21 protein-coding genes are annotated in these 22,958 nt (G+C 68.5%); 1 reads left to right on the forward strand and 20 read right to left on the reverse strand.

Features of this window, described 5'->3' with window-relative positions:
- Positions 1–17 precede the first annotated feature (17 nt).
- Entirely contained in the window at positions 18–1,085 is a 1,068-nt protein-coding gene (gene torT, locus QUV18_RS07080; protein WP_300892837.1) for a TMAO reductase system periplasmic protein TorT, read from the reverse strand.
- A 688-nt stretch (positions 1,086–1,773) separates the two neighbouring features.
- Between torT and QUV18_RS07085 the strand changes: the two genes are divergently transcribed.
- A complete protein-coding gene (locus QUV18_RS07085) occupies positions 1,774–2,577 on the forward strand; it encodes a Crp/Fnr family transcriptional regulator (protein WP_300892838.1) in 804 nt (267 codons plus the stop codon).
- On the opposite strand, the gene QUV18_RS07090 is transcribed toward QUV18_RS07085, so the two are convergent.
- From QUV18_RS07090 to QUV18_RS07180, 19 genes are all read right to left on the reverse strand, one after another.
- Positions 2,559–3,146 carry a class I SAM-dependent methyltransferase gene (locus QUV18_RS07090; protein WP_300892839.1) on the reverse strand — a complete coding sequence of 196 codons (588 nt, stop codon included), beginning with the start codon at positions 3,144–3,146 and terminating at the stop codon, positions 2,559–2,561. The genes QUV18_RS07085 and QUV18_RS07090 overlap by 19 nt on opposite strands.
- The gene (locus QUV18_RS07095; protein WP_300892841.1) at positions 3,143–3,868 is read right to left on the reverse strand and encodes a PIG-L deacetylase family protein; all 726 of its coding nucleotides are present in this window, start codon (positions 3,866–3,868) and stop codon (positions 3,143–3,145) included. The genes QUV18_RS07090 and QUV18_RS07095 overlap by 4 nt, the downstream gene beginning before the upstream one ends.
- Positions 3,865–4,947: an acyl-CoA dehydrogenase family protein gene (locus QUV18_RS07100; RefSeq protein ID WP_300892842.1), complete on the reverse strand. Its 1,083-nt coding sequence runs from the start codon at positions 4,945–4,947 to the stop codon at positions 3,865–3,867. Before QUV18_RS07100 ends, QUV18_RS07095 begins: the two co-directional genes overlap by 4 nt.
- Positions 4,944–5,921 carry a glycosyltransferase family A protein gene (locus tag QUV18_RS07105; protein WP_300892844.1) on the reverse strand — a complete coding sequence of 326 codons (978 nt, stop codon included), beginning with the start codon at positions 5,919–5,921 and terminating at the stop codon, positions 4,944–4,946. Before QUV18_RS07105 ends, QUV18_RS07100 begins: the two co-directional genes overlap by 4 nt.
- Positions 5,922–5,971: 50 nt before the next feature.
- Positions 5,972–8,041, reverse strand: a complete 2,070-nt coding sequence (locus tag QUV18_RS07110) for a catalase (RefSeq protein ID WP_300892845.1) — start codon at positions 8,039–8,041, stop codon at positions 5,972–5,974.
- Entirely contained in the window at positions 8,034–9,095 is a 1,062-nt protein-coding gene (locus tag QUV18_RS07115) for a glycosyltransferase family 4 protein (protein WP_300892846.1), read from the reverse strand. Before QUV18_RS07115 ends, QUV18_RS07110 begins: the two co-directional genes overlap by 8 nt.
- A complete protein-coding gene (locus QUV18_RS07120; protein WP_300892847.1) occupies positions 9,092–10,003 on the reverse strand; it encodes a glycosyltransferase family 2 protein in 912 nt (303 codons plus the stop codon). The genes QUV18_RS07115 and QUV18_RS07120 overlap by 4 nt, the downstream gene beginning before the upstream one ends.
- Before the next feature lie 10 nt (positions 10,004–10,013).
- On the reverse strand, positions 10,014–11,465 hold the full coding sequence (locus QUV18_RS07125; protein WP_300892848.1) for a glycosyltransferase family 2 protein: 1,452 nt from the start codon (positions 11,463–11,465) through the stop codon (positions 10,014–10,016).
- Between the two features lie 321 nt (positions 11,466–11,786).
- Positions 11,787–13,181, reverse strand: a complete 1,395-nt coding sequence (locus QUV18_RS07130) for an amidase (protein WP_300892849.1) — start codon at positions 13,179–13,181, stop codon at positions 11,787–11,789.
- 17 nt (positions 13,182–13,198) lie between these two features.
- The gene (locus QUV18_RS07135) at positions 13,199–13,936 is read right to left on the reverse strand and encodes an SDR family NAD(P)-dependent oxidoreductase (protein ID WP_300892850.1); all 738 of its coding nucleotides are present in this window, start codon (positions 13,934–13,936) and stop codon (positions 13,199–13,201) included.
- Entirely contained in the window at positions 13,936–14,667 is a 732-nt protein-coding gene (locus QUV18_RS07140; RefSeq protein WP_300892851.1) for an SDR family oxidoreductase, read from the reverse strand. Before QUV18_RS07140 ends, QUV18_RS07135 begins: the two co-directional genes overlap by 1 nt.
- Positions 14,664–15,482, reverse strand: a complete 819-nt coding sequence (locus QUV18_RS07145; protein WP_300892852.1) for a polysaccharide deacetylase — start codon at positions 15,480–15,482, stop codon at positions 14,664–14,666. The genes QUV18_RS07140 and QUV18_RS07145 overlap by 4 nt, the downstream gene beginning before the upstream one ends.
- 10 nt (positions 15,483–15,492) lie before the next feature.
- On the reverse strand, positions 15,493–16,278 hold the full coding sequence (locus QUV18_RS07150) for an ABC transporter permease (RefSeq protein ID WP_300892853.1): 786 nt from the start codon (positions 16,276–16,278) through the stop codon (positions 15,493–15,495).
- Positions 16,278–17,132, reverse strand: coding sequence for an ABC transporter permease (locus QUV18_RS07155; RefSeq protein ID WP_300893242.1), 855 nt, complete (start codon positions 17,130–17,132; stop codon positions 16,278–16,280). The genes QUV18_RS07150 and QUV18_RS07155 overlap by 1 nt, the downstream gene beginning before the upstream one ends.
- A 2-nt stretch (positions 17,133–17,134) precedes the next feature.
- Positions 17,135–18,193, reverse strand: coding sequence for an ABC transporter ATP-binding protein (locus tag QUV18_RS07160; RefSeq protein ID WP_300892854.1), 1,059 nt, complete (start codon positions 18,191–18,193; stop codon positions 17,135–17,137).
- Positions 18,194–18,260: 67 nt separating this feature from the next.
- Complete coding sequence (locus tag QUV18_RS07165) at positions 18,261–19,277, reverse strand: ABC transporter substrate-binding protein (protein WP_300892855.1); 1,017 nt, start codon at positions 19,275–19,277, stop codon at positions 18,261–18,263.
- Positions 19,278–19,403: 126 nt separating this feature from the next.
- Complete coding sequence (locus tag QUV18_RS07170) at positions 19,404–19,925, reverse strand: MarR family transcriptional regulator (protein ID WP_300892856.1); 522 nt, start codon at positions 19,923–19,925, stop codon at positions 19,404–19,406.
- A gap of 149 nt (positions 19,926–20,074) precedes the next feature.
- Positions 20,075–20,803, reverse strand: a complete 729-nt coding sequence (locus tag QUV18_RS07175) for a haloacid dehalogenase type II (RefSeq protein WP_300892857.1) — start codon at positions 20,801–20,803, stop codon at positions 20,075–20,077.
- A 90-nt stretch (positions 20,804–20,893) separates the two neighbouring features.
- Entirely contained in the window at positions 20,894–22,936 is a 2,043-nt protein-coding gene (locus QUV18_RS07180) for an FAD-dependent oxidoreductase (RefSeq protein WP_300892859.1), read from the reverse strand.
- Positions 22,937–22,958 lie beyond the last annotated feature (22 nt).

A 22,958-nucleotide genomic window follows, 5' to 3' on the forward strand; every position in this document is an offset into this window, starting at 1 on the left:
TCCGGGCTCCGCCAGGGTCACTGCGACACTTTGAAGACGGGCGAGAATTCCGCCGGCGCCACCGTGGTCTGGGGGTCGAACTCTCCCAGCGCGTCCGACGTGACTACCATCGGAACCGGCCCCAGGTGATGCATCTCCGTGTCACCCTCGAGCGCGCCCACCGCCAGGTCGACGGCGATACGCGCCTGAAGCACGGTCGAATCCGTCGGCGCCGCGGCGATCACGCCGTCTTCCATCAGGTCGAGGATACCGGGCGTGATATAGTAGGACAGGATGTCGATCTGGCCATCGAGCCCCCGCGCCTTGAGCACCTGCGCGGCCGATTCCGCCGTCGGCGCAGTGCCGACGATGTAGTCGAGATCGGCAAAGCTCTGCAGGGAATCCTCCACCAGCTTGAGCTGCACCTCCTTGCCGGTGTCGCCGTAGCGGGTATCGAACAGCGTCGCATCGCTCCCCTCGAGCGCCTTGACGAACCCGGTGTTCCCCGCCTCGACCCAGCTTGCGCCGGCCGGCCCGGGGAACCACGCAACCTGCACCTCGCCGCTCCCTTCCGGGTGCTTCTCGGCCAGGTACTTGCCGATATACTCGCCCATGGTCTCGAACGACACCAGCGACCGGCCCATCACCTTGTCCGACGACACGCCGTTCATGAAGTCGATCACGACGATCCCCTGCCGGTCGAGCTCGGCGATCAGGCTGTCCAGGCCGCTGCCCGAGATGGCACCGATCAGAACCGCGTCGGCACCGGTGACGGCACAATCCTCGATCTGCGAAATCTGCTTGGCGAGGTTGGTGTACCCGCCGGCCTCGTTGACGATCAGGTTCACGCCAAGGCGCTCGGCCTCCTGCGTCAGGCCATAGTTCACCGCCAGCCAGTAGGGGTCTTTCAGGTGCGGCAGCGACGCGCAGATGTCCCACGCCTCCGACGCGGCCTCCGGCGGCGTGTAGGTCGAGGCTTCGACACCGTCCTCCCCGGTGACGAGCACATCCACCGGAAACCACTCTGCCGCAGCCGCCGGCAAGGCCGCCGCGGCAAGCATTCCTGCGACCAGGCCGCTGTTGAGAACCTTCATTTTCATCTCCATGTTGGCAATCCGACGAATAGTGCGGATTCATTTCATTTTACCCGCATTTAGTGCGGATTCTCTATTTGATGAATTTATTTTGAACTTTTTTCTTTAGTCAACGACTTTTTCAGTGAGAATTATTACCGACCACCCGCGACGCCCGCATCGCCTTGAAGTCGCACGCAAAAGAGGCAGGCAAACCGGGGGCGGCACATGGAAATGCAGCAGGCACGGACCACGAGACGCCGCCTCGTCGATCCCTGCCGACCCGGCGTTCCGAAACGGCAGCGTGGCGCTCTCGATTCGCCCCGCCGCGCACACCGGCCGGGGCCCTTCGGGCCGCCATGCCCTTCCGGACGGGACCGACGCGATACCGACGTCATACCGACGTGATACCGACGTCGTGATCGGGCTCTCCCGGCAGCGCCCCGCGGGAACGAAACACCCCATCGCGCGTTATCCGCGCATGGAACCTGCACAGACCTGGCTTTCCGGTCCCGACCGGCTTTTCCACGATGCGCTGTCCTGCGCAGCCCTCTTCGCGTGCCCCCGTTCGATGACCCGGCCCCCCTCCGACACGCCCCGAAGGCGGCTCGACGGTCCTGCCACGATCCGCGCGGACGCGACGGGCAGGGGAAGCAATGCCAACGGCCCTGCAGGCTCCGGTCCAGAGACTTCGATGAACACAGCATAGGAGGTTTGGCCCGTGTCTCGCCTAGCCAGTGAGAATGGCCGCGATGTCCAGGACACCGCGGCCGACCCGAAAGAAACGACCCCCCCTGCCCCCGTGCGCATCCCCGACAACTACCGGCGCGGGATGGTCGGGCAGCTCGATGCCGCGCTGTGGGAGCAGTTGCAGCACTGCTGCTCCGGCATCCGGACGATGGGCGCCCGCGAGACCCTGTCCGAGACCGGCGAGCAGCTCGACAGGAGTGCCCTGCTGCTGGAGGGGATCATGGCCCGCTACGTGCGCGGCCCGGCCAACGGATCGTCCTCGCGCGCGATGGTCTCGATCCAGGTGCCGGGCGATTTCATCGACCTGCACGGCCTGCCCATGAAGGCCCTCGACCACGATGTCGGCAGCCTGACCGACGTGCGCATCGCGATGTTCCCGCACGAGTGCCTCGACCGCATCATCGCCGGCTCGCCCAAGGACGCGCGGGCGCTGTGGCGGCTGACCATGATCGACGCCTCCGTGCATCGCCACTGGCTGTTCCGCACGAGCCGGTTGCGGGCGTTGGCCTCGGTTGCCGATTTCATCTGCGAGATGGACCTGCGCCTGCACCACGCCGACCAGTTGGTGGGCGAGCGGCTGCCGCTGCCGCTGCTGCAGTCCGACCTGGCCGAGATCACCGGCCTTTCGACGGTGCATGTCAGCCGGGTGATCCGCGACCTGCGGGAAAGCGGGCTGTGCACCGTGCGCGACGGGCATGCCGAGATCCATGACCGTGACCGCCTGCGGCAACTGGCCGGGTACGATCCGTCCTACCTCTACCTTCCTGCGGACTGATCGAGACGCTCGAAACTCGCCGCGATCCAATGGTCATCGCGGTCGCGGCGAACCACGTGGCGGGGCCAGGCCGCTGACAGTTCTGCCAGCAGGCTGGCCTCCACCTCCCCCGCGGTAAGGGGGGTCTCCGTCTCGCCGAGATAGCCGGCAACGAGACAGGCGCCACCCGGTGCAAGGCTCCGCGCGGCAAGCGAAATGGTCTGCGCCAGCGCGTCGTCGGAGAGGTAGTAAAGCACCTCGGAAAAGACGATCAGGTTCCACGGGCCGCCGGGCCAGTCCTCCGGCACGGAAGCCTGCCGGAAGCGGGCATTCGGAACCCCCCGCGCCTGCGCCCGTTCGACCGCCGTCGGTGCGAAATCGAGCCCCAGCAGGCTGTCGCAGCGGGCCGCGATCAGGGCGCTCATCACCCCGATCGAACAGCCGATCTCCAGCGCGCGCCCGTAATGCGCGCGCGGCAGCAAGGCAAGGCAGCGGCGGTACTTCTCGGCCTCGTAGGCGCTGGTCTCGTAATCCCACGGGTCGGGCCGGGCCCGGTAAAGCTGTTCGAAGGAGGCGGCGTCGCGGGTCATGCGGGGATGAAGATCTCGTCGGTCGATACGAAATGCTCGGCAAGCTCGCGCGGCATGCGGAAACCGTCGGGCGTGTCGCGGATCAGGCCGGTCATCTGCGAGGCATGGGCCGCGACCGCCCGCGCCTTGAGCTCCCGGTACGGCGCCGTTCGGAACTGCAGCATGCCCTCGCAGCCCGCCCCGATCACCGGCTCCTGCACCCGTCCCCAGACCGGGCACCCGAACACCCGCGGCCGCGCCGCGCCGGCCGCGCACCACAGCGCCAGCCGCCAGACCCGCTGGTGATCGGGATGCGGGTCGCCGGGCCAGGTGGTCCAGATCGCGCTGACCCCCGACAGGACCGGGCCCAGCCGTTCCGCCACCTCGGCGAAATCGTCATGGGTTTCCGGCGCCCACAGGTCGGGATAGCCCAGCCAGATCGGCGTGGTGCGCCCCCCGGTCAGTATGGTGACGGCGGTAGTCACCTCGGCACGCCTCAGCGCGCTCAGGACGTCCGGCGGGTGACTGCGCGAACCCGGATGCGAGCGCGAGCCATCCGTGACCACCGCCACGTGAACCACGTGCCCGGCCTGCACCGCCGCGGCAATCGCCCCGCCCATGCCCAGCGACTCGTCGTCGGGATGCGGGGCAAGGACCAGCACGTCGCCGGGGCCGGTCAGCTCCGCCAGTTCGGCATATGGCGCGACCCGCGCCGATGCCACGATGGGGGTAAAATGGCTCATCTTCCGCTCCAGGACTCGCCGATGGGGTCATCGGCCTTGCAAAGGGTGTCGCCGACCATCCGCAGCTTGCCGTCGAGATCGGCCTGCCGGAGGAAGAACCCGAGGTCGCGGCGGATCATCTCGGCCCGGTGTCCCCGGGCGAAGGAGCGGGTGCCGAGCGCCCGGTCGGCCAGCGCGATCCCCTCGAGGCAGGCTGTCTCTACCTCCTCCCGCGCGGCGAGGGACAGCGCCACCGCCATCCCGCCCGCGCCGGGCGCCTCGACTTGCCGGGCAGCGTCTTCCACGAGAAGCCGCGCCCGGTGCGCCAGCGCGGCGATCCGCGCCAGCCGGTGAAGCTGCGCCTCGCTTGCGTCGCCGGACGCACAGACCGCCTGTCGCACCTCCTCGGCCAGCGCCTCCAGCCCGCCCGTCTGAACCGCCGCATAGCGCCAGACACCGCCCTGGAAATAGGGCTCTCGCAGGTAATCACCCGCCGCGCCAAGTGCCTCGACGGTCATCCCGTCGAAATCGTATCGCCCCGACTTGGTCGCCCGCATCCCGCTCGTGTCCCACGCCCCGGCATCGGCCCGCGCGGCCTCGGTGACATCCGCCACGGCCAGCCTGACGCCCTCGGCCTGCCCCGCCGTGACCACCGCGCGCCCCACGGTGCCAAGGCCGGAGGCGAACCGCTTGCCCCCGCTCAGCCGAAGCCGCCCGCCTGTCTCCTCCTCGACCATCACCGGCGGGTCATCGTCGGCGCCCCAGACGCCGAGAACCATGCCCTGCCGCGCCTCGAGGGAACAGCGGTAGACCTGCGCCTGCGTGCCATAGAGCAGGATAAGCTTCATCGCGTTCATATGCCCCTCGGCCAGCCGCCCGACCGACAGGCTGGCCCGCCCGATGCGGCGCAGGATCGTGGCGTGGTGCAGCGGGTCACCGCCCCGGCTCAGCACCCCCAGCAGCCCGCATTGCGCCAGCCGGTACATGTCGCCCGCCAGGCTCCGCCTGTCCTGGTCCGCCGGCACGGCCAGCGCCGCGATGCTCGTCAGGGCGTCCTCTTCGCTCGGGGCGTCCGCCCGGGTCACCTTGTGCACGGTCATGCCGTTTCCCTTTCTACCGGTCCCGACAGGCGGGACAGTTCCCGCGCCAGCAGCGGCGTCTCGCGCGCCACATCCGACAGCCGCATCCGGACCCGTTCGAGCCCGGCAAGCCGGGCCTCGATCCCGGCGAGGAGACCGGCGGCCTTCCTGCCCCGGGACAGCACCTCGCGCCGCGCCCGGTGCAGGCTGGCCCGCAGCACGGTCTCGGCGGCAGGCTCCAGCGCCTCGTCGACCAGCGGGTCGGCCCCGGTGATCCGCCCGGCCAGCGCCTCGGCCATGCCGCCCGGCGCCCGCCCCTGCAGCCGGCAGGAGGTGCTGACCCGCGCCCGCGCGCTGTGCCGCACTCGCCAGCCGCTTGCCTCGGCGGCGGCCGCGAATACCCGGTCCTCCGACCCGGCCAGCGCCGGGAACCCACCCACGTCGCGGTAAAGCGGCATGTGGAAGGCAAGGCTCGCGCCCGCCGCGTTCATGTGGCTGGGATCGGGGTCATGCGGCACCGGGTCGATCAGCCGCCGGACCGCGAGTGTCAGCGCCACGTATTCGCCCTCCACCGCCCCCAGCCGCGCGATGGCGGGCGGCAGCCGGGCGAACTCCCCCGGGTCGGCGATGACGGTGCCACAGACAAGGTCGGCCCCGCGAAGCTCGTCGAGATTGGCATCGACCCAGTCGGGGAAGACGGTGCTGTCGGCATCGGTCGTCATCACCGCCGCGCCCGGCACCAGCCGCCCGGCACAGGCGCGGACGGCAAGATGCCGCACCTCGCCCACCCCGCCCGCCGGGGTGACGGGCAGATCGAGCAGCAGGCCGGGCGCGCCGGTGCGCTCGAACCACTCCCTGGCATCGGCCAGCGTCCGGTCCTGCGACCCGTTGACCGCAACGACGATCCCGCCACGCCCGCGAAGGGCGTGACGGGCGGCGTCGAGGCAGGCCAGGATGCGCTCGGCCTCGTTCCGGGCGGGGATTGTGACGGCCACGGGCCATGGCCCCGGCGGCCCGAACTCTTGCCGACGATGAAGCGGCGGGCTCATGCCTCGCGCTCCCAATAGCGCAGGTCGGCGCAGGCCTCGATGAAGGCCGTCGCCCCCTCGCCCTGGTCCAGCACGATGACCCCGTCATCCGGCTCGGCGGGCACGGCCTCGGGCCAGAACCCGTCGCGCGCCTCGGGGGAAAGGGCGATGAATTTCTTGTGGGCGTGCGCATCGGCCAGAAAGGCCCGCGCCCCGTGCATCCGGCCAAGCTTGGCGGCCCCCTCTTCCGAGGCGATCACCGCGACCGCGTCGTACAGCACCGAGGGCGCGCCATCGAGCTTCTCGTCGGCCTCGATGGTCTTGCCCCGCGCGGTGCTCACGCCGCCCACCTTCTCGGCCACGATCTCGACCTGCGCGCCGGCCGCCTCGGCCGCCTCCGTCAGCGCGTTGACCAGCCCGCCATCGACCCCGTCGGTCAATAGCAGCCCCAGCTTACGCCCGGCGAAGGTGCCCGGCGGGTTGGCGAGGATGCTCAGCGCCGGCGACGGCTCGGTCTCGATCACCGGGCGCGCGGGCTCGGCAGGGTCGGGCATCTCGGCCAGCCCCAGCCCCTCGGCCACCATCTCGGCCAGCCCCTCGTCGACATTCAGAAGGTGCCCCACCATCCGCTGCCGGATCGCCAGGGCGTCGACCTTGCTCAGCTCGAAGATGAAAGCGTCGGCGATGTGGTCCTTCTCCACGTCCGTCTGGCTGAGGTAGAACTGCCGCGCCTGGCTGTAGTGGTCGGCAAAGGTCTCGGAGCGGACGCGCCGCTTCGTTCCACCTTCCTCGGCCTCGTAGGACCGGAAGCCGCGCTCGGGGTTCTCGCGCGGGCCCTCGCCATGGCTGTTGGGCTCGTAATTCACCCGGCCCACGGGGTTGTGCATCGCCATGTGCCCGTCCTGCTGGAGATGGGCAAAGGGGCATCTCGGCGCATTGATGGGGATGTGGTTGAAGTTCGGGCTGCCCAGCCGCTTGAGCTGGGTGTCCAGGTAGCTGAAGTTCCGCCCCTGCAACAGCGGGTCGTTGGAATGGTCGATGCCGGGCACGATATTGCCGGTCTGGAAGGCGACCTGCTCGGTCTCGGCGAAGAAATTGTCGACCATCCGGTTCAGCGTCAGCGTGCCGACCCTGCGCACCGGAACCAGCTCCTCGGGGATGATCTTGGTGGCGTCGAGCACGTCGAAATCGAAGCTGTCGGCGAAGGCGTCGTCGAACACCTGCAGCCCGAGATCCCATTGCGGGTAATCCCCCGACTGGATGGCGTTCCAGAGGTCGCGGCGGTGGAAATCCGGGTCGGCGCCGTTGATCTTGACGGCCTCGTCCCACAGGACCGACTGCATCCCCTGCCGGGGCTTCCAGTGGAACTTGACGAAGCTCGACCGGCCCTCGGCATTCACCAGCCGGAAGGTGTGCACGCCGAAGCCTTCCATGAACCGGAACGACCGCGGGATCGTCCGGTCGGACATGATCCAGAGCGCCATGTGCATGGCCTCGGGCATCAGCGAGATGAAGTCCCAGAAATTGTCATGCGCCGTCTGTGCCTGCGGGAAGCCGCGGTCGGGCTCCTGCTTGGCGGCATGGATGAGGTCGGGAAACTTGATCGCGTCCTGGATGAAGAAGACCGGGATGTTGTTGCCGACCAGGTCCCAGTTGCCATCCTTGGTATAGAACTTGACGGCGAAACCGCGCACGTCGCGGGCGAGGTCGGGCGAGCCCTTGTTGCCCGCCACTGTCGAAAACCGGACGAAGACATCGGTTTTTTCCCCAACTTCCGTCAGGATCCTTGCACGGGTCAGGTCTGACAGGTCCTCGGTCAGTTCGAACGTGCCGTGCGCGCCGTAGCCGCGGGCGTGCACCACCCGTTCTGGAATCCGCTCGTGGTCGAAGTGGAACAGCTTCTCGCGAAAGACCTGGTCCTCGACCAGGGTCGGGCCGCGGTCGCCGATCTTCAGCGTGTTCTGATCGTCCGAGATCGGCATGCCCACCTGCGTGGTCATGGTGTCGTAACCCTCGCCGGTCGTCTGGTGGGTCTCACCGCCGTTTCCGGCCTCGGTCCTGGCGGTGTCCTTGATCTTGTCAGTCATGGCGTACCTTCCTCTGGTTGTCTGTGCGTGTCAGGAATTCGGGATCGGGACGCGTTGCGGGCTGAAGCCGCGCGGCCCATTGCCCGGCGATGCGGGACATTCGGAAACCGGGTTGCGCCCGGGCCAGCAGCCCCTGGCCGATCGCGGCCCGCCATTCCCCGATACGTGCGGCGATGGCCGCGGGGTCGGTGGTGTCGATGCACTGGCCGGGGTCCGAGGCGACCTCGTCATTGGCCCCCAGCCCCCGGTGCAGCAGCGCCGGGCAGCCCACGGCATTGGCCTCGGCGATCACCAGGCCGAAGGTCTCGGCGAACTGGTCCTGCGGGTAGAACAGGCAGAGCGCCCGGCGCATCCACCCGATCAGCCGCGGCTGGTCCAGCCGCCCCAGCGGGATCACCCCGTCGGGCACCGGCCCGGTGGGCCAGGCCAGGTAGCCGGGGTCGGCCACGGCGAGGCGGAGCGTGGGAAATTGCGCCCGGAGCACCTCGAACCGCCGGAACACCTGCCCCAGCCCCTTGTGGGGCGAGGAGGCGAACAGCAACAGGTCCGGGTTCCGCGGCGTCTCGTCCGGCGCCAGGTCGTCGGCAATGGGGTTGTGAATGTACCCGATCCGTGGCGCATCGGGGCCCAGGAAGGCCCGCAACCACGCCGCATGCGCTTCCGACACGCAGATCACCTCGACCCCGGCCGCCTTCAGCCGCGGCGCAAGGCCCCGGTTGTGCCGCCCCGGGAAGACATGCTGCCAGACGATGACGCGCGCCCCCGGGTTGAGCCGCGCCAGCTTCGGCGCGACCTTCCACGAGTTCACCACCACGATCATGCCGGGCGCCTCGGGCAAGGGCCGGTCCAGGTCCAGCGGGGCATACCGCACCCGCCCGGACAAGCCGTCGCCCTGCCGCGCCGCCTGCCGAACGGTCACGCGCAGCCGCGCCGCAAGGCTCTCGGCGATCTTTACCAGCGTGGCCTCGGTTCCGCCGAGCCCTGCCAGCTCGCCCGGCGCGCCGCCATAGGCCCTTGGCGCCAGCGGATCGACGAAGGTGATCCCGCTGCTCATGCCACCCGCTCCGGTCGCATCGCAAGCTGCGCCAGCGCGGCGCGATCCACCAGCGCGGGGTTGGTGCAGGACCGGATGCGCACCATCGACAGGTCCATCGGCACCGCCTCGACCTCGCGCGTGGCGAACCAGCGCGCCACCGCGTCCCACACCCGCTTGCGGTCGGCGATGCGGCGCGGGCTGTCGTAATCCGTCTCGCCCTGCATGGTCAGCCCGTCCGGCGACTCGATCTTGGTGAGCAGGATCTCCGGGATCACCCAGAGGACCTCGCCCGCCATGATCAGCCGGTTGCGGAACTCGCGGTCCTCCTCGATACAATCGGAAAACCCGCCCAGCCGATCGAAGACCGACCGGTGAAACAGGCCCGAATTGACATGCGTCCAGTCCCCCGGCACCCCGGCGGCCATCTGCAGGTTGGGAAAGAAATCGTCGACAAGGCTGAGCGTGCGGCGGATCTCCACCCGCTCGCCGTCGGGCAGGATCAGTTCGTGATGCGTCAGCACCGCGCCCACCTGGATCGGCGTCTCCGGCTCGCGGCCCGACAGGCGCCAGTTCAGGCAGGGATGCGCGCCGATGGTCTCGTTGCCGATCACCCGCGCCTGCCGCATGACCTTGTCGCGATGCGGCACGTCGTCGGAATCGTGGAAGGTGATGGCCTCCGCGTCCGACAGGGCAATGCCCACGTTCTTGGCCTGCGCCGTGCCGACGTTGGCGGCCAGCCTGACGCCGCTGAACCGCGGATGAGCGGCGTAGCGGGCGATGACATCGCCGGTCTCGTCGGTCGAGCCGTCATCGACCACCAGCACGGTCGTCTCCGGGTGCGACTGCCCCAGCGCGGCCTCGATCGCCTGCGGCAGCACCCGTGCGCGGTTGTAGGTCGGAATGACGATGGTCACGCTGGGGGTCATCTGGAATCTCCTATGCAATGCCAAGTAAGCGGCGGTATTCGGACAGGCGCAGGCCCGTGCCCAGCGCCAGCGGATAAGGCATGATCAGCAGGACCAGCCCGACCACCCCACCCGGGGAAAGCTGCGGCGCGACCAGCAGGCCAACCGCCCCGAACGCCGCCAAAAGGGGAAGAACCGGGCCGACCTCGTCACAGGCCTCAGACGCGTCCTTCGCCGTCCGGCGGAACCCGCCGGACCGGTTGAGCAACGCATCCACCGTGCCGATGGCCGAGGGCAGGATCATCGTGACACGCGAGGCCAGCGCCCCCAGCACCGTCGCCACATCCGACTGCCCGCGCACCGCGGCCACCAGCACCAGCGGCAGGCAGACCGACAGGTAGACCATGGCCAGCCCCAGCCCCGACAGCGTGGTCAGCCAGAGCGCGGCCCCGGGCGCGCCGCCCGCAAGCATCGCCAGGACCCCGCCGATCAGCCCCGCCGCCAGCGGCAGCGCCAGGTTGTTCCACGCGGTCAGCTGCGAGAAGACCTGCACCGCCGTGCGCAGCGACAGCCCGCTGAATCCGCAGCGGATCGTGTCGAGGTTCCCCGCCGCCCAGCGGTAGCGCTGCTGCGACAGCCCGGCCAGGTCGAGCGGCAGGATGCCCCGGCCCACCGGCCGGTCGACGAACCGCCCGCGGAACCCCAGCCGCCGAAGCCGCAGGCCAAGCTCCGCATCCTCGGTGATGGTCCGGCCGCTCCAGCCGCCGGCCTGCTCCAGCGCGCGCCGCCCGATGACGCTCAGCGTCCCGGTCAGAAGCATCGCGCCGGCCACCTCGGCCTTGCGGGCGTGGCGCAGGAAGTAATCCGCAAGCTCCAGCGACAACCCGGCCACCGGCCCGGCATCGTTGCGATAGGCCTGCGGGAACTGCAGGAAGTCCTCCCCGCCCGAGCGCAACTCGCGCGCCGCGATGGCCAGGAAATCGGGCTCGACCACGTAATCGGCATCCACCACGATCACGTGGCTCGCCGCGCGGTGGGTGCGGCCGAGCGCGATGTTGAGCGCGCCTGCCTTGGCGCCCTCGACGCCTTCTTCGTGGTAGAACCGGAAGGCCGGGCCGAGCTTGGCACACAACGCCTCGACCGGCCGCCAGAGGGCCGGGTCGACGGTGTTGTTGTCGAGCACGATGACCTCGTAGTCCGGCGCGCCCACCTGGGCCGCCAGCGCCTGCAAGGTCCGGCCGACCACCGCCGGCGGCTCCTCGTGAATGGCGAGGTGCACGGAGAACCTGATCGGCGCCTGCCCCGCATGGCCCGGGATGACCGGGCCACCGTCGCGCCGGCTGAAGGCGGCGGCAAGGTTCAACGTGCCGAGAATACCCTGTGCCACCAGAGCCACGGCCACCGGGACAAGGGCCACGGAAGGCATGACAATGCCGAGCAGGATCAGCGAGAGGAATACACCTCTCCCGTCGAATTTGTGCATGTCCGGGTCTCCGATAATGCCGGCGGTCCTCTGACTGCCGTGCAAAAGGAGAACCGCCTCCGGGTCGGAAACGTTCCGGCAACATTTGTTATGCCGGTCCTGCACTTGCCCCCGCGGGAAGTCACGCCAAGGCTCCGGGCGGAATCGTGCGTTTTCAGGGTGTTGGGCATAAGCGTTTCAGCCGGGAACGGGCAATCCCCCTGCCGGTCCCTGCCCCGGTTGCAGCGTCGGAACCCCGGCACGCGGCCGGAAACCGGGAACCGGCATCAATCCGCCGCGCCGGGAACCGCGCGCGACCTGCCGGTCTCGTGCGCCAGGCGATTAGGCCGTGCGACCGTCACGGTCGTTCAGGCAATCCTCGGTCAGCGCCGCGAGGTCGAGAAGGAACCCCTCCTGGTACCATTCGGTGAAGATCTGCAACCCGATGGACAGCCCCTCCGAGGTGGTCCCGCAGGGTAGCGAGATCGCCGGATGGCCGGTCAGGTTCAGCGGATAGGTGAAGGGATACCACGCGCCGCGCACCGTGCCGCTGTTGCCGGCGACATCGACATCGCCGGCGGTGTCGATATCGATCTTCAGCGGCGGCGCGGTCAGCGTCGGCGACACGATCGCGTCGGCGCGCGCCAGCACCTGCTGGATATCGCGGAACATGCGGGTACGGTCGGCCGCCGCGCGGGCGGCGTCGATGGCGGTCAGGCGGCTGCCCTCCGCGATGCGGATGCGCAATGTCTCGTCGACGGCATTGCCGAACTTGTCCATGTGCGGACCCACGCGCGCGGCAAGGCCGCTGCGCAGCACGGTCAGGAAGGTCTCCTCGAACGCCTTGAAATCAAGGTCGATCTCCTCGACCACGGCGCCGCGCGCCTCCATCTCGCGCAGGGCGGCCTCGGTCGCGGCGGCCACCTCCGGGTCGACACTGGCCCCGGCGCGCGGCAGCCATGCAAGGCGCAGCCCCTCGAAGCTTTCGGCGCGGCGTTGGGCGGGCATCCCGGCCTGTCCATAGGGATCGCGCCGGTCGAAGCCTTTCATGGCGTCGAAGAACAGCCGCGTGTCGGCCACGTCGCGGGCCATCGGCCCGACATAGGAATTGGCGCCGAACATGTCGGGAAGCTGAAGGTGCGGGATGGTGCCCAGTGTCGCCTTCAGCCCGACGATCCCGCAACAGGCGGCGGGAATGCGGATCGACCCGCCCCCGTCCGACCCGATCGAAAGCGGCCCCATCCCGGCGGCCACGGCCACCGCCGAGCCCGAGCTTGACGCGCCGGGCGTGCGGTCGGGATGCGTGGGGTGCAGGGTGCGGCCGGACACGGGCGATGTCGCCTCGGGCTTGTGGCCGAACTCGGGCGTGGTGGTCTTGCCGATCAGGATGCCGCCTGCCGCCTTCGACCGCGCGACCGACACGCCGTCTTCGCCCGGCACGTTATGCTCGAAGATCATCGAACCTTGCGTGGTGCGCACCCCCGCGGTGTTGATCAGGTCCTTGACCGAGAAGGGCACGCCGTGAAGCGGGCCCAGCTTGGCCCCCTCCATCACCTGCGCCTCGGCGCGCCGGGCCTGGGCCCGGGCCTCCTCGGCGGTGACGGTCACGAAGGCGTTCAGCTCCGCCCTTGCCTCGATCCGGGAAAGCGCGGCCTCCACCGCCTCCACGGGCGAGATCGCCTTTTCGCGGATCGCGGCGGCAAGGGCGGTGGCCGTCATGTCGGCGATGTCGGTCATTGCGGAAGCCTCCGTTATTACAGCAGGTTGCGGCCGCCATTGATGGCGACGGTCTGCCCGGTGATGAAGCGCGCCTCGTCCGAGGCGAGGTAGGCCACCAGTCCCGCCACATCCTCGGGCGCGGCGATGAAGCCCACGGGCGTGGCCGCCACCAGCGCGTCGAGCGTCTCGCGCGGAATCCGCTCATGCGCCTCGGTCGCGATGGCGCCGGGGCAGACCGCGTTGACGGTGACACCATGCGGCGCCAGCTCCATCGCCAGCGCACGGGTGAAGCCGATCACCCCCATCTTGGCCGCGGCATAGTCGGCAAGGCGCAGGTCGCCCGAGAGCGCCGCGTCGCTCGACATGTTGACGATCCGCCCCTGCCCGCGCGCCTTCATCCCCGGCGCGACCAGGCGAGAGGCGCGCAAGGTGCTCATCAGGCTGATCTCGGTTACGAAGCGCCAGACCTCTTCCTCGGACTCGCAAAACAGCGAGGCCCGCTCGCGCCCGCTCTGGCCGAGGTTGTTGAAGAGGATATCGACGGGCCCGAATGTCGCCTCCGCCGCCTCTACGGCGGCTTCCAGCGCCGCGCGGTCGGTGCAGTCCAGCGCCTGCGAGAGCCAGCGGTCCTCGGCCCCCTCGGGCGCCTCGGCGGCGTCCAGGTCGAGCACCGACACCCGCGCCCCCTCCTCGGCAAAACGCCGCGCCGTGGCCCCGCCGATCCCCCCGGCCCCGCCGGTGATCAGCACGTGCCGCCCCTCGAACCGCCGCATCAGTGAAAACTCCGCCCGCCATCCACGGCCAGCGCCACGCCGGTGACGTAGCTGGCCGCCGGGCTGGCGAGAAAGACGATGGCCTCGGCCAGCTCGTCCGGCGCCCCGACCCGGCCCAGCGCATAGCGCGAGCGGATCAGCTCAAGCCGCGCGTCGGGGTCGTCGTGCCCCTCGTAGCTCTGCCGGAAGAGGCCGGTTTCCACCGCGCCGGGGCAGACCGCGTTGACGCGGATGCCGTGCTCGGCCCAGTCCATGGCGAGCGATTTCGACAGCATCACAACCCCGGCCTTCGACGCGCAATAGGCCGCCCGGTCGGGGATCGGCCGCAGCCCGGCGCCGGAAGAGACGTTGACGATCGCGCCGCGCTCCGAGTGGCAAAGATAGGGAAACGCCGCCCGCGCGGTGCGCATGGGGCCGGTCAGGTTGACGCCGATCACCTGCTCCCACTGCGCATCCGTCACCTCGGCCGAGGGCGCTTCGAGGTCGATGCCAGCGGAGTTGATCAGCACGTCGAGCCCGCCCATGCCCTTGCACAGCCCCCGTACCGCCTCGGCCACCGCCAAGTCATCCAGCACGTCGGCCCCCGCGTATGCCATGCCGTCCGGCCCGCTGGCGGCCCGGTCGAGCACCGCCACCTCGGCGCCGCGCGCCTGCATCATCACCGCCGTCGCCCGCCCGATCCCGGCGGCGCCGCCGACAACCAGAACCCTCAGACCGTCCAGCTCGCTCATGCCGCCGCCTTCAGCAGCCCGCGCATGTCATCGCTGATCCGGTCGCAGCGGTCGATCCAGACGCCGGAATGGCCTTGCACGTGCTCGATGAACTTCGCCAGCAGGATGGCGCCCGAGGGCTGGCCGATGAACTCGGGGTGACAGGCCAGCACCATCATCCGGTCCTCCGCGTAAAGCGTGTCGAACTCCCAGCTCCATGTATCGAGCACCTGCGGCGGCGAGGTGATCGTGCGGCCCGGCAGGATCTTCGCGAACTGGAAATAGGGGCTGTCGGTGTTGATATAGCGGAACGGCAGCTCGACACAGTCGGTCGTCTCGTCACGGATCGACAGCAGGTACGGCGCGTCGTCATCGAAGAAGTTCGAGGAATAGGAGAACCCGTACTCCTTGATCAGGTCCATCGTCACCGGCGTCACCTCGGCCGCGGGAGAGCGCCAGCCGCGCGGCGCCGCGCCCGTCGCCGCGATGATCGCCTGCTGGCCGCGCTCCATCTCCTCGCGCTCTTCCTCGGGGGTCAGCGTGACGATCCAGCGGTGGGTGTGGCTGTGATGGGCAATCTCGTGCCCGTCCTTCAGGAGCGCCTCGACCACCTCGGGATGCGCCTCGACGACCTGGCCGGGGATGAAGAAGGTCGATTGCACCCCGTAGCGGCGCAGCACGTCCATCACCCGCCAGACGCCGCGCTTCCAGCCATAGGCGCCCTGCGACATCAGGATCGGGCGTTTGTGCGCCTCGGGGTCGCGGGCGGTCCACATCGTCTCGCAATCGAGATCGAAGGTCAGCATCATGGGGAAGCCCCGGGTGGTAAAGCTCATGTCGGTGCCCTCAGAAAAAGCGTGAGAAGGAGACCCAGCGCTGCGCGAGGATCAGCACGATCGCGGTGCCCGCGATCATCAGGCTGGAGGCCGCCGCGATCGACGGGTCGACCCCGTGTTCGACCGAGGCGAAGATCTTGACCGGCAGGGTCGTCTGGCGCGGGGTCAGCAGGAAGATCGTCACCGGCACGTTGTCGAGCGAGGTGACGAAGGAGAAGATGCCCCCCGCCACGAGGCCGGGCTTCAGAAGCGGCAGGGTCACCAGCCGGAACGCGGTGAACCCGTCGGCACCGAGCACGCGGGCGGCTTCCTCGACCTGCGGGTTGAGCCCGGTCAGCGAGGACAGCGCCGAGCGCACCACGTAGGGCAGCGTGATCAGCACGTGGGCCAGCACGAGGATGATGAAATGTCCCCTCAGCCCCAGCAGCGACACGTATTGAAGCAGCGCCACGCCGATCACCACGGCCGGGAAGACCAGCGGCGCCATGACCAGCGACAGGATCGCGTCGCCGCCGCGCACCATCCGGTGATGCAGCGCATAGCTGGCGGCCGTGCCAAGGATCAGCGACAGGCCCGTCGCGCAGCTGGCCAGGATCAGGCTGGTGGTGATAGCCCGGATATAGCCGTCATCCGACAGCACCTCGGCGAACCAGTCGAGGGTCCAGCCCTGCGGCGGGATCGTGAGGTATTCCGTGGCCGAGAAGGAGGCGATGAGCACGACCAGCGTGGGCGCGTTCATGAACAGCAGGATCGCCATCGCCGACAGCGTCAGCAGCCACGAGGGATTGCGCGCCATCATGCTGCGAACCCCTTGGTGAAATGCGCCGCGATCCGGTTGGCGCCCCAGATCAGCGTCAGCGCGATCACCGTCAGCACGAAGGCCAGCGCGGCGCCGGCGGGCCAGTCGAGATTGGTCATGAACTCGTCGTAGATCTGCGTCGCCATCACCTTGTAGGTCGGCCCGCCCAGCATCCGGGGCGTGACCAGCGCGCTGATCGACAGCACGAAGACGAGGATCGAGCCGGTGATGATGCCGGGCGTCGCCAGCGGCATGGTGATGGTCAGAAAGACGCGCGGGCGCGAGCTCTTGAGCGTATAGGCCGCGGCCTCGACGTCCGGCGGGATGTTCTGCAGCGCGGGGATCAGCAGCAGCACCATGAAGGGCAGGAAGATCTGCGTCAGCCCGATGATGACTCCGGTGAGGTTGTACATCAGATCCAGCGGCGTGGCGATCAGCCCGGCCGCCATCAGCGCCTCGTTGATCAGCCCGCGCGGCGCCAGCAGCACCATCCACCCGAAGGAGCGCACCACGATGTTGCAGAGCAGCGGAAAGATCACCAGCAGGATCGCGATGGTCTGAACGGCGGGCCGGGCCCGCTGGATGTAGATCGCCAGCGGAAAGCCCAGCACGAGGCAGGCGGCGGTCACGATCAGCCCAAGCATCAGCGTGCGGCCGATGATCAGCAGGTAATAGGGGTCGCCGATAACGAAGATGTAGTTGGCCAGCGTCCAGTCGTCGCCGAAGCCCTGCATGCCCGAATAGCTCCGCAGGCTCAGCAGGGCCATGATCGCCGTCGGCGCAAGGAAGCCCGCGATCAGCAGGGCAAGCACCGGCGTCAGAAGGCCGTATCCGGCGGGGCGGGCGCGCATCGTCACGCGGCCACCCGCGGGGCGAGGTAGACATGCTCGGGCGCCACCGAGACGCCGACGCGCGTGCCCTCGGGAAGGTTGGCCTTCGGTCCCTGCGATCGCACCCGCGCCAGCAGTTCGAGGCCGGTATCGAGGGTCACGAGGTACTGCACCGACGCCCCCTCGAAGATGCGCAGCGAGACGCGGCCCGACAGGGGCGCGTCGGCGGCGTCGGGGTCGAGCACGATGTCCTCCTGCCGCAGGGTGACGCTGACCGGCGCGCCCTCGGCGCCTTCGGCCGTGCCGGGCGACAGCAGGACGTTGGCAGCGATCTCGACCTGCCCGCCCCGCATGGTGCCATCCAGCTTGTTGGGGCTGCCGATGAAGCCGGCCACGAAGGCGTTGGCGGGGTTGAAATAGACCTCTTCCGGGGTGCCGAGCTGCTGGATGTCGCCGCCGGCCAGAAGGCAGATCCGGTCGGAAAGCGACATCGCCTCGTGCTGGTCATGGGTCACGAAAAGCGAGGTCAGCTCCAGCTCGGCCTGCAGGCGCTTCAGCTCGATCTGCATCTCCTCGCGCAGTTGCGCGTCGAGGTTCGAGAGCGGTTCGTCGAAAAGCAGGATGGACGGGCGCGGCGCGATGGAGCGGGCCAGCGCCACGCGCTGCTGCTGGCCGCCCGAAAGCTGGCGCGGGAAGCGGTCGGCATGGGCGTCAAGCCGAACGCGGGCCAGCGCCTCCTTGACGCGGGTGTCGAGATCGCCGCCGCGCACGCCCTGTCGGCGCAGGCCGAACGCCACGTTCTCGAACACGGTCAGGTGCGGGAAAAGCGCATAGGACTGGAAGACCAGCCCGATATTGCGCCGGTTGGCTGGCCGGCGCGTCACGTCCTCGCCGCCGATCAGGATGGACCCCGAACTCGGCTCGAGCAGGCCCGCGATCATGCGCAGGATCGTCGTCTTGCCGCAGCCCGACGGCCCGAGCAGCGAGACGAACTCCCCCTCGGCCACGTCAAGGGAAACGGTGTTCACCACGGCGGTGTCGTCGTAGCGTTTGGTCAGGTCCCGGATGGCGAGAGAAGACAAGGCGCACTCCGTCTGTGGAGGTCGGCCGGACCCCGCGCGGCGCGGGGTCCGGAACACGGGTCTGGGTTCAGCGGGTGACTTCGCGCTGCCAGCGGCGGCGCCAGTCGGCCACGTTCTCGGCGATGACGGCCGGATCGGGGAAGTAGAGCGTCTCGAACATCTCCGGCGGAACCGCCTCGGCCGCGGCGCCGTCCAGCGTGACGGTGGTGTTCACCGGCCCCGCGTACATCTTGTTGGCAAAGCAGGTCTGCGCCTCGGCCGACAGGGCGTTGTCGATATAGGTATAGGCGGCCTCGGAATTGGCGGCGCCCTCGGGAATGATCATCGTGACCTTGATGCCGATGGCGCCCTCTTCCGGATAGCTGATGGCCACCGGCACGCCCGCATCGGCCGCCGCAGCCGCCCGGTCGGGATACCAGGGCGCGATCGTGATCTCGCCCCGCTCGAACATCGAGATGATCTGGTCCGCCTGCGTGTAATAGGCCGCCACGTTCTCGGTGATCCCCTTGATCGCCTCGTAGCCCGGGTCGAGGTTGTCGATATCCCCGCCGTTCAGCCGCGCCGCGGCGATCAGGAAATGCACACCCGCGGTGCCCGAGATATCCGGCAGCGCCACTTTCCCGGCATTGGCCGCGTCGAACACGGCGCTCCAGCTTGTCGGCTTCTCGTCGAACGCCTCGGGGTTGTAGGCCAGCGCGGTCGCGCCCCACTGGTACTGCACGTAATGGCCGTCGGCCCCCACGGCACCATCCACGAGATCGCCGGAATTCGACAGTTTCTCCATGTCGAGCTGTTGCAGCAGGCCCTCGGCGGCAAGCTGTTCGGCAAAGGAGTTGTCGATATAGACCACGTCGAAATCGCTGTCGCCGCCAGTCGCGCGGACCTGGGCCGCGAATTGAGAAGAGTTGGAATTCTGGGTGATGACACTGGCACCCGTCTGTTCCTCGAAAGGCGCGACGTGGCATTCCGCGGCGGCCTCGGCGAAACTGCCGCCGAACATCCCGACGACGACTTCCTGGGCGCCCGCGACCTGCGCGGCAAGCGCGGCGCCGGTCAGGGCGGTGGTGAACATGAGCTTGGACATCGTATTCCCCGTTGGTTGATTTATGACATCAGTGTGACCGGTTCGACTGGACCTGTCCAGTTTTTTCTTTCATTAAAGATACCTGAAAGATTTCCGGGTGAAATGAGGGAGTTAACCGAAGAAACCCTAGCCCCGCGTGCCCATCGAGTTCACCAGCACCATCCGCCGCAGCAGGTCGACAAGGGTTTTCTGCTCCTCCTCCGACAGCATCCGCACCATGTTGCGCTCGGTCGCCGCCTGCACCGGCATCGCCTCCTCGCTCAGCGCGAACCCCTCGGGCGTCAGCTCGACCAGCACGCCCCGCCCGTCCTTGGGGTCGATCGAGCGCCGGATATAGCCCTGCTCCTCGATCTTGCGCATCAGGTTCGACAACCCGCCCGAACTGATCAGCATGGTCGACTGCAGCGCCTTCGGCGTCATCCGGTACGGCTCGCCCGAGGCGCGCAGCGTGGCGATGACGGCATAGGTGGAATACTTGACCCCGAATTTCTGCGTGGTCTCGTTCATCCGGTCGAGGATAATCTCGTTCAGCCGCAGGATGCGGCCGGTGATGGCCTTGCCGGAGGTGTCGATCTCCGGGCGTTCCTCGTTCCACAGGCCGATACCGGCATCCGCGATATCCTGTTCGTCATCCACCAGATAGCTCATGCCGGTCGCTCACCATTAAGAGAAATTTTCCTTTCAGGTAAGTTAAACCGGATTGACTCCGAGCGAAAGGTCAAGCCGGACCCGGCCCCGCGCCAGGGCAACCGGGCACCGGTCCGTCCACTGCCCGCGTCCGGGCCATGGCACGCCCCTCAGGCCGTGCCGCCCTGCTCCGCCTGGTGGGCGCGGACCATGTCCATCATGCTGTTGAAGCGGAAATCGTAGCTCGGCATCTCGCCCGGGTTCATCGTCGCGCCGAAGCCTTCCTTGTCATGCCGCCGGTAGATCCAGCAATTGGCAAGCCCGTACTTGTTGGCCGACTGGTGATCGTGGAACATGCTTTCGGCGGTGTGCAGGATGTCGCCCTTGCCGATCCCCTGCCGGGCCAGTGTCTCCAGCATGTAGTCGAAATTCCGGTCGGACGGCTTGTAGCTGCCCACGTCCTCGGCGGTATAGACACCGTCGAAATGCACGCCCAGCCGGGCGTTCGAGCCGGAAAAGCTGAGGTTGTCGGTGTTGGTCAGCACCACCAGCTTGTAATGCTGCTTGAGATAGGCCAGCGCCTCGCGGCTGTCGTCGAAGGCGGGCCAGTGCCGGACGGAGGTGCCGTAGGCGGCGCATTCCTCCCACGTGACCTCGACCCCCCATTCCTCGGCCAGCCGCCGATAGACCACGGCCAGCAGGTCGTAATATTTCTTCGACGGCGTCCAGCGCTGGGTCGTCGACTCGTAATAGGCATGCGCCTCGAGGATGTCGTCGCGCGTCAGGTTGCGGCTGACCTTGTCGGTGAGCGGCTTCAACCCCTCGACCATCCCGCTTTCCCAGTCGATCAGCGTGCCGTAGACGTCAAATGTCAACGCCTTGAAATCGCTCAGTTTCATCCGTTTCCCTTCCTGTTCGAGCAGTGGGGCCTCGACCCCACGGCCCAGATGTCCCGCCATGTCCGCCCGAAGGTGCACGCGATCCGCGGCCTATGCAACGTGGCAAAGCCGGAACGCATCGTAAATCGCGGCATGGACGTTCCGGCTGGTCAGCGCGTCACCGATCCGGTGCAGTTCATACCCCTTGCGGGCCCGCGGCTGCGGCCGGCTGGCCAGCAGGGCGTCGAAATCCGTCACCCCCTCGTTGCCCGCCTGCCCGCGCAGCGCTTCGAACATGTCGTTGTCGGGAATCGTGCCCATGTCGACGATCACCTGGTCGACCACGTGATGCAGCTCCTGCCGGGTCAGCTCGTTCAGCAGCGTTACCGCAAGCCGGTTGTCCTTGCGTTCGACGGAAATCAGCCGCTGGTCGATCTTCGGCTCGATCCCCATCTTGGCGAACTCGGTCTTCCAGCGCGTCGTTTCGGCATAGGTCAGGTCCTGCCCCAACCCGCCATCGATCGTCGTGAAGGTCACCTCGGCGCCGGCCTCTTTCGCGATGCGCGCGGCCATCGGCGCCGGGTGGCGGCCGGTGCCGTCCCAGACGAGCACGCTCTCGGCGGGCTGGGTCTGCCGGCCGATGATGTCCCACGCACTGACCACCAGGTCGGCGCCGATGCCGAAATCGGTCTGCGGCAGCGCGCCGGTGGCAAGGATGACAAGGTCGGGGTCGAGCGCCGCCACGGAAGCCTCGTCCATGAAATCGTTGTACCGGATCTCGACGCCGTGCCGCTCCAGCTCGGCCAGCCGCCAGTCGATGATGCCGGTCAGGTCGCGGCGCCAGCCTTCCGAGGCAAGGATCACCTGCCCCCCGGCGCGCGGCGCGGCCTCGTGCACCGTCACCTCGTGGCCGCGCAGCGCCAGCACGCGCGCCGCTTCCAGCCCGCCCGGCCCGGCGCCAACCACCACCGCCCGGCGCTTGTCGGCCGCAGGTTCCACCTTGTGCGACAGGAAGGTCTCGCGGCCCGTCACGGCGTTGTGCAGGCATTTCGGCCGGTATTGCGACTGGCAATGCTGGGCACCGACGCAGGGGCGCACGCGCTCTTCCTCCCCGGCGGCGAGTTTCGCCACCAGGTGCGGATCGGCGATCTGGGCGCGGGTCATGCCCGCCATGTCGATATGCCCCTCGCTGACCGCGTGCCGGGCCGAGGCAAGGTCGGAAATCCGCGCGGCATGGAAGACTGGCAGGTTGACCTCGCGCTTGAACCGGCCGACGGCCTCGACCCATGGCGCGATGGGCGTGCCCATGCCCGGCATGTTCTCGTTCGTCAGGGCGCGCAGCGTGTCCATCGAGCCATAGATGGCGTTGAAGAAATCGATCGTGCCGGTTTCCTGAAGCCGCCGCGCGGCCTCGAGGCTTTCCTCGGGCGTCAGCTCGCCATCGATCCCCTCGTCGACGACCCAGCGGATGCCGATGATGAAATCGCTGCTCGTCGCCTCGCGCATCGCCTCGTGCACCATCAGCGCGAACCGCATGCGGTTCTCCAGCGACCCGCCGAACCCGTCGGTGCGCAGGTTGGTCTTGGGCGACAGGAACTGCCCGATCATGTGGCCGCCCGACAGCGTCTCGATCCCGTCGAGCCCGCCCTCCTCGCAGCGCTTCGCCGCCGCGGCATAGGCCTTCACGACCCGGTCGATATCATGCCGGTCCATCTCGCGGGGGATCGCGCGGTGCAGGGTCTCGCGCAACGGCGAGGGGCCGATGGCGGGCAGCCAGTCCTGGTCATAGGGCTGGGCGCGGCGCCCGAGATGCGTGATCTGGCACATCAGCGCCGCCCCCTGCGCGTGCATCCGCTCGGAAAAGCGCTGCAGGTGCGGGATGATCCCGTCGACGCCCACGTTGAGCTGGTTGAAGATGTTCGGGCTGTCCGGCGCCACGTTCGACGACCCCCCGAACATCGACAGCGCGATCCCGCCGCGCGCCTTCTCCTCGTGATAGGCCTGGTAGGCGTCCTGCGGATACCCGTCGACCTGCAGCCCGCAGGCATGGCTGGTCGACATGATCCGGTTGCGCAGTTCCAGCCCCCTGATCTTCAGCGGGGTCAGCAGCGGATCGGTCCGCCGGGTCTGGGCGGGGACATCACCCTGTAGCATGTGGCTCTCCATGGAATTCGAA

The sequence above is a fragment of the Roseovarius sp. genome (assembly GCF_030373445.1).
GTDB lineage: Bacteria > Pseudomonadota > Alphaproteobacteria > Rhodobacterales > Rhodobacteraceae > Roseovarius.

Bases quoted from the DNA above. Each gene is read 5' to 3' on its own strand.
- torT (WP_300892837.1), bottom strand. From the start codon at position 1,085: ATGGAGATGAAAATGAAGGTTCTCAACAGCGGCCTGGTCGCAGGAATG.
- QUV18_RS07090 (WP_300892839.1), bottom strand. From the start codon at position 3,146: ATGACCCGCGACGCCGCCTCCTTCGAACAGCTTTACCGGGCCCGGCCC.
- QUV18_RS07095 (WP_300892841.1), bottom strand. From the start codon at position 3,868: ATGAGCCATTTTACCCCCATCGTGGCATCGGCGCGGGTCGCGCCATAT.
- QUV18_RS07100 (WP_300892842.1), bottom strand. From the start codon at position 4,947: ATGACCGTGCACAAGGTGACCCGGGCGGACGCCCCGAGCGAAGAGGAC.
- QUV18_RS07110 (WP_300892845.1), bottom strand. From the start codon at position 8,041: ATGACTGACAAGATCAAGGACACCGCCAGGACCGAGGCCGGAAACGGC.
- QUV18_RS07115 (WP_300892846.1), bottom strand. From the start codon at position 9,095: ATGAGCAGCGGGATCACCTTCGTCGATCCGCTGGCGCCAAGGGCCTAT.
- QUV18_RS07120 (WP_300892847.1), bottom strand. From the start codon at position 10,003: ATGACCCCCAGCGTGACCATCGTCATTCCGACCTACAACCGCGCACGG.
- QUV18_RS07125 (WP_300892848.1), bottom strand. From the start codon at position 11,465: ATGCACAAATTCGACGGGAGAGGTGTATTCCTCTCGCTGATCCTGCTC.
- QUV18_RS07130 (WP_300892849.1), bottom strand. From the start codon at position 13,181: ATGACCGACATCGCCGACATGACGGCCACCGCCCTTGCCGCCGCGATC.
- QUV18_RS07135 (WP_300892850.1), bottom strand. From the start codon at position 13,936: ATGCGGCGGTTCGAGGGGCGGCACGTGCTGATCACCGGCGGGGCCGGG.
- QUV18_RS07140 (WP_300892851.1), bottom strand. From the start codon at position 14,667: ATGAGCGAGCTGGACGGTCTGAGGGTTCTGGTTGTCGGCGGCGCCGCC.
- QUV18_RS07145 (WP_300892852.1), bottom strand. From the start codon at position 15,482: ATGAGCTTTACCACCCGGGGCTTCCCCATGATGCTGACCTTCGATCTC.
- QUV18_RS07150 (WP_300892853.1), bottom strand. From the start codon at position 16,278: ATGGCGCGCAATCCCTCGTGGCTGCTGACGCTGTCGGCGATGGCGATC.
- QUV18_RS07155 (WP_300893242.1), bottom strand. From the start codon at position 17,132: ATGCGCGCCCGCCCCGCCGGATACGGCCTTCTGACGCCGGTGCTTGCC.
- QUV18_RS07165 (WP_300892855.1), bottom strand. From the start codon at position 19,277: ATGTCCAAGCTCATGTTCACCACCGCCCTGACCGGCGCCGCGCTTGCC.
- QUV18_RS07170 (WP_300892856.1), bottom strand. From the start codon at position 19,925: ATGAGCTATCTGGTGGATGACGAACAGGATATCGCGGATGCCGGTATC.
- QUV18_RS07175 (WP_300892857.1), bottom strand. From the start codon at position 20,803: ATGAAACTGAGCGATTTCAAGGCGTTGACATTTGACGTCTACGGCACG.
- QUV18_RS07180 (WP_300892859.1), bottom strand. From the start codon at position 22,936: ATGCTACAGGGTGATGTCCCCGCCCAGACCCGGCGGACCGATCCGCTG.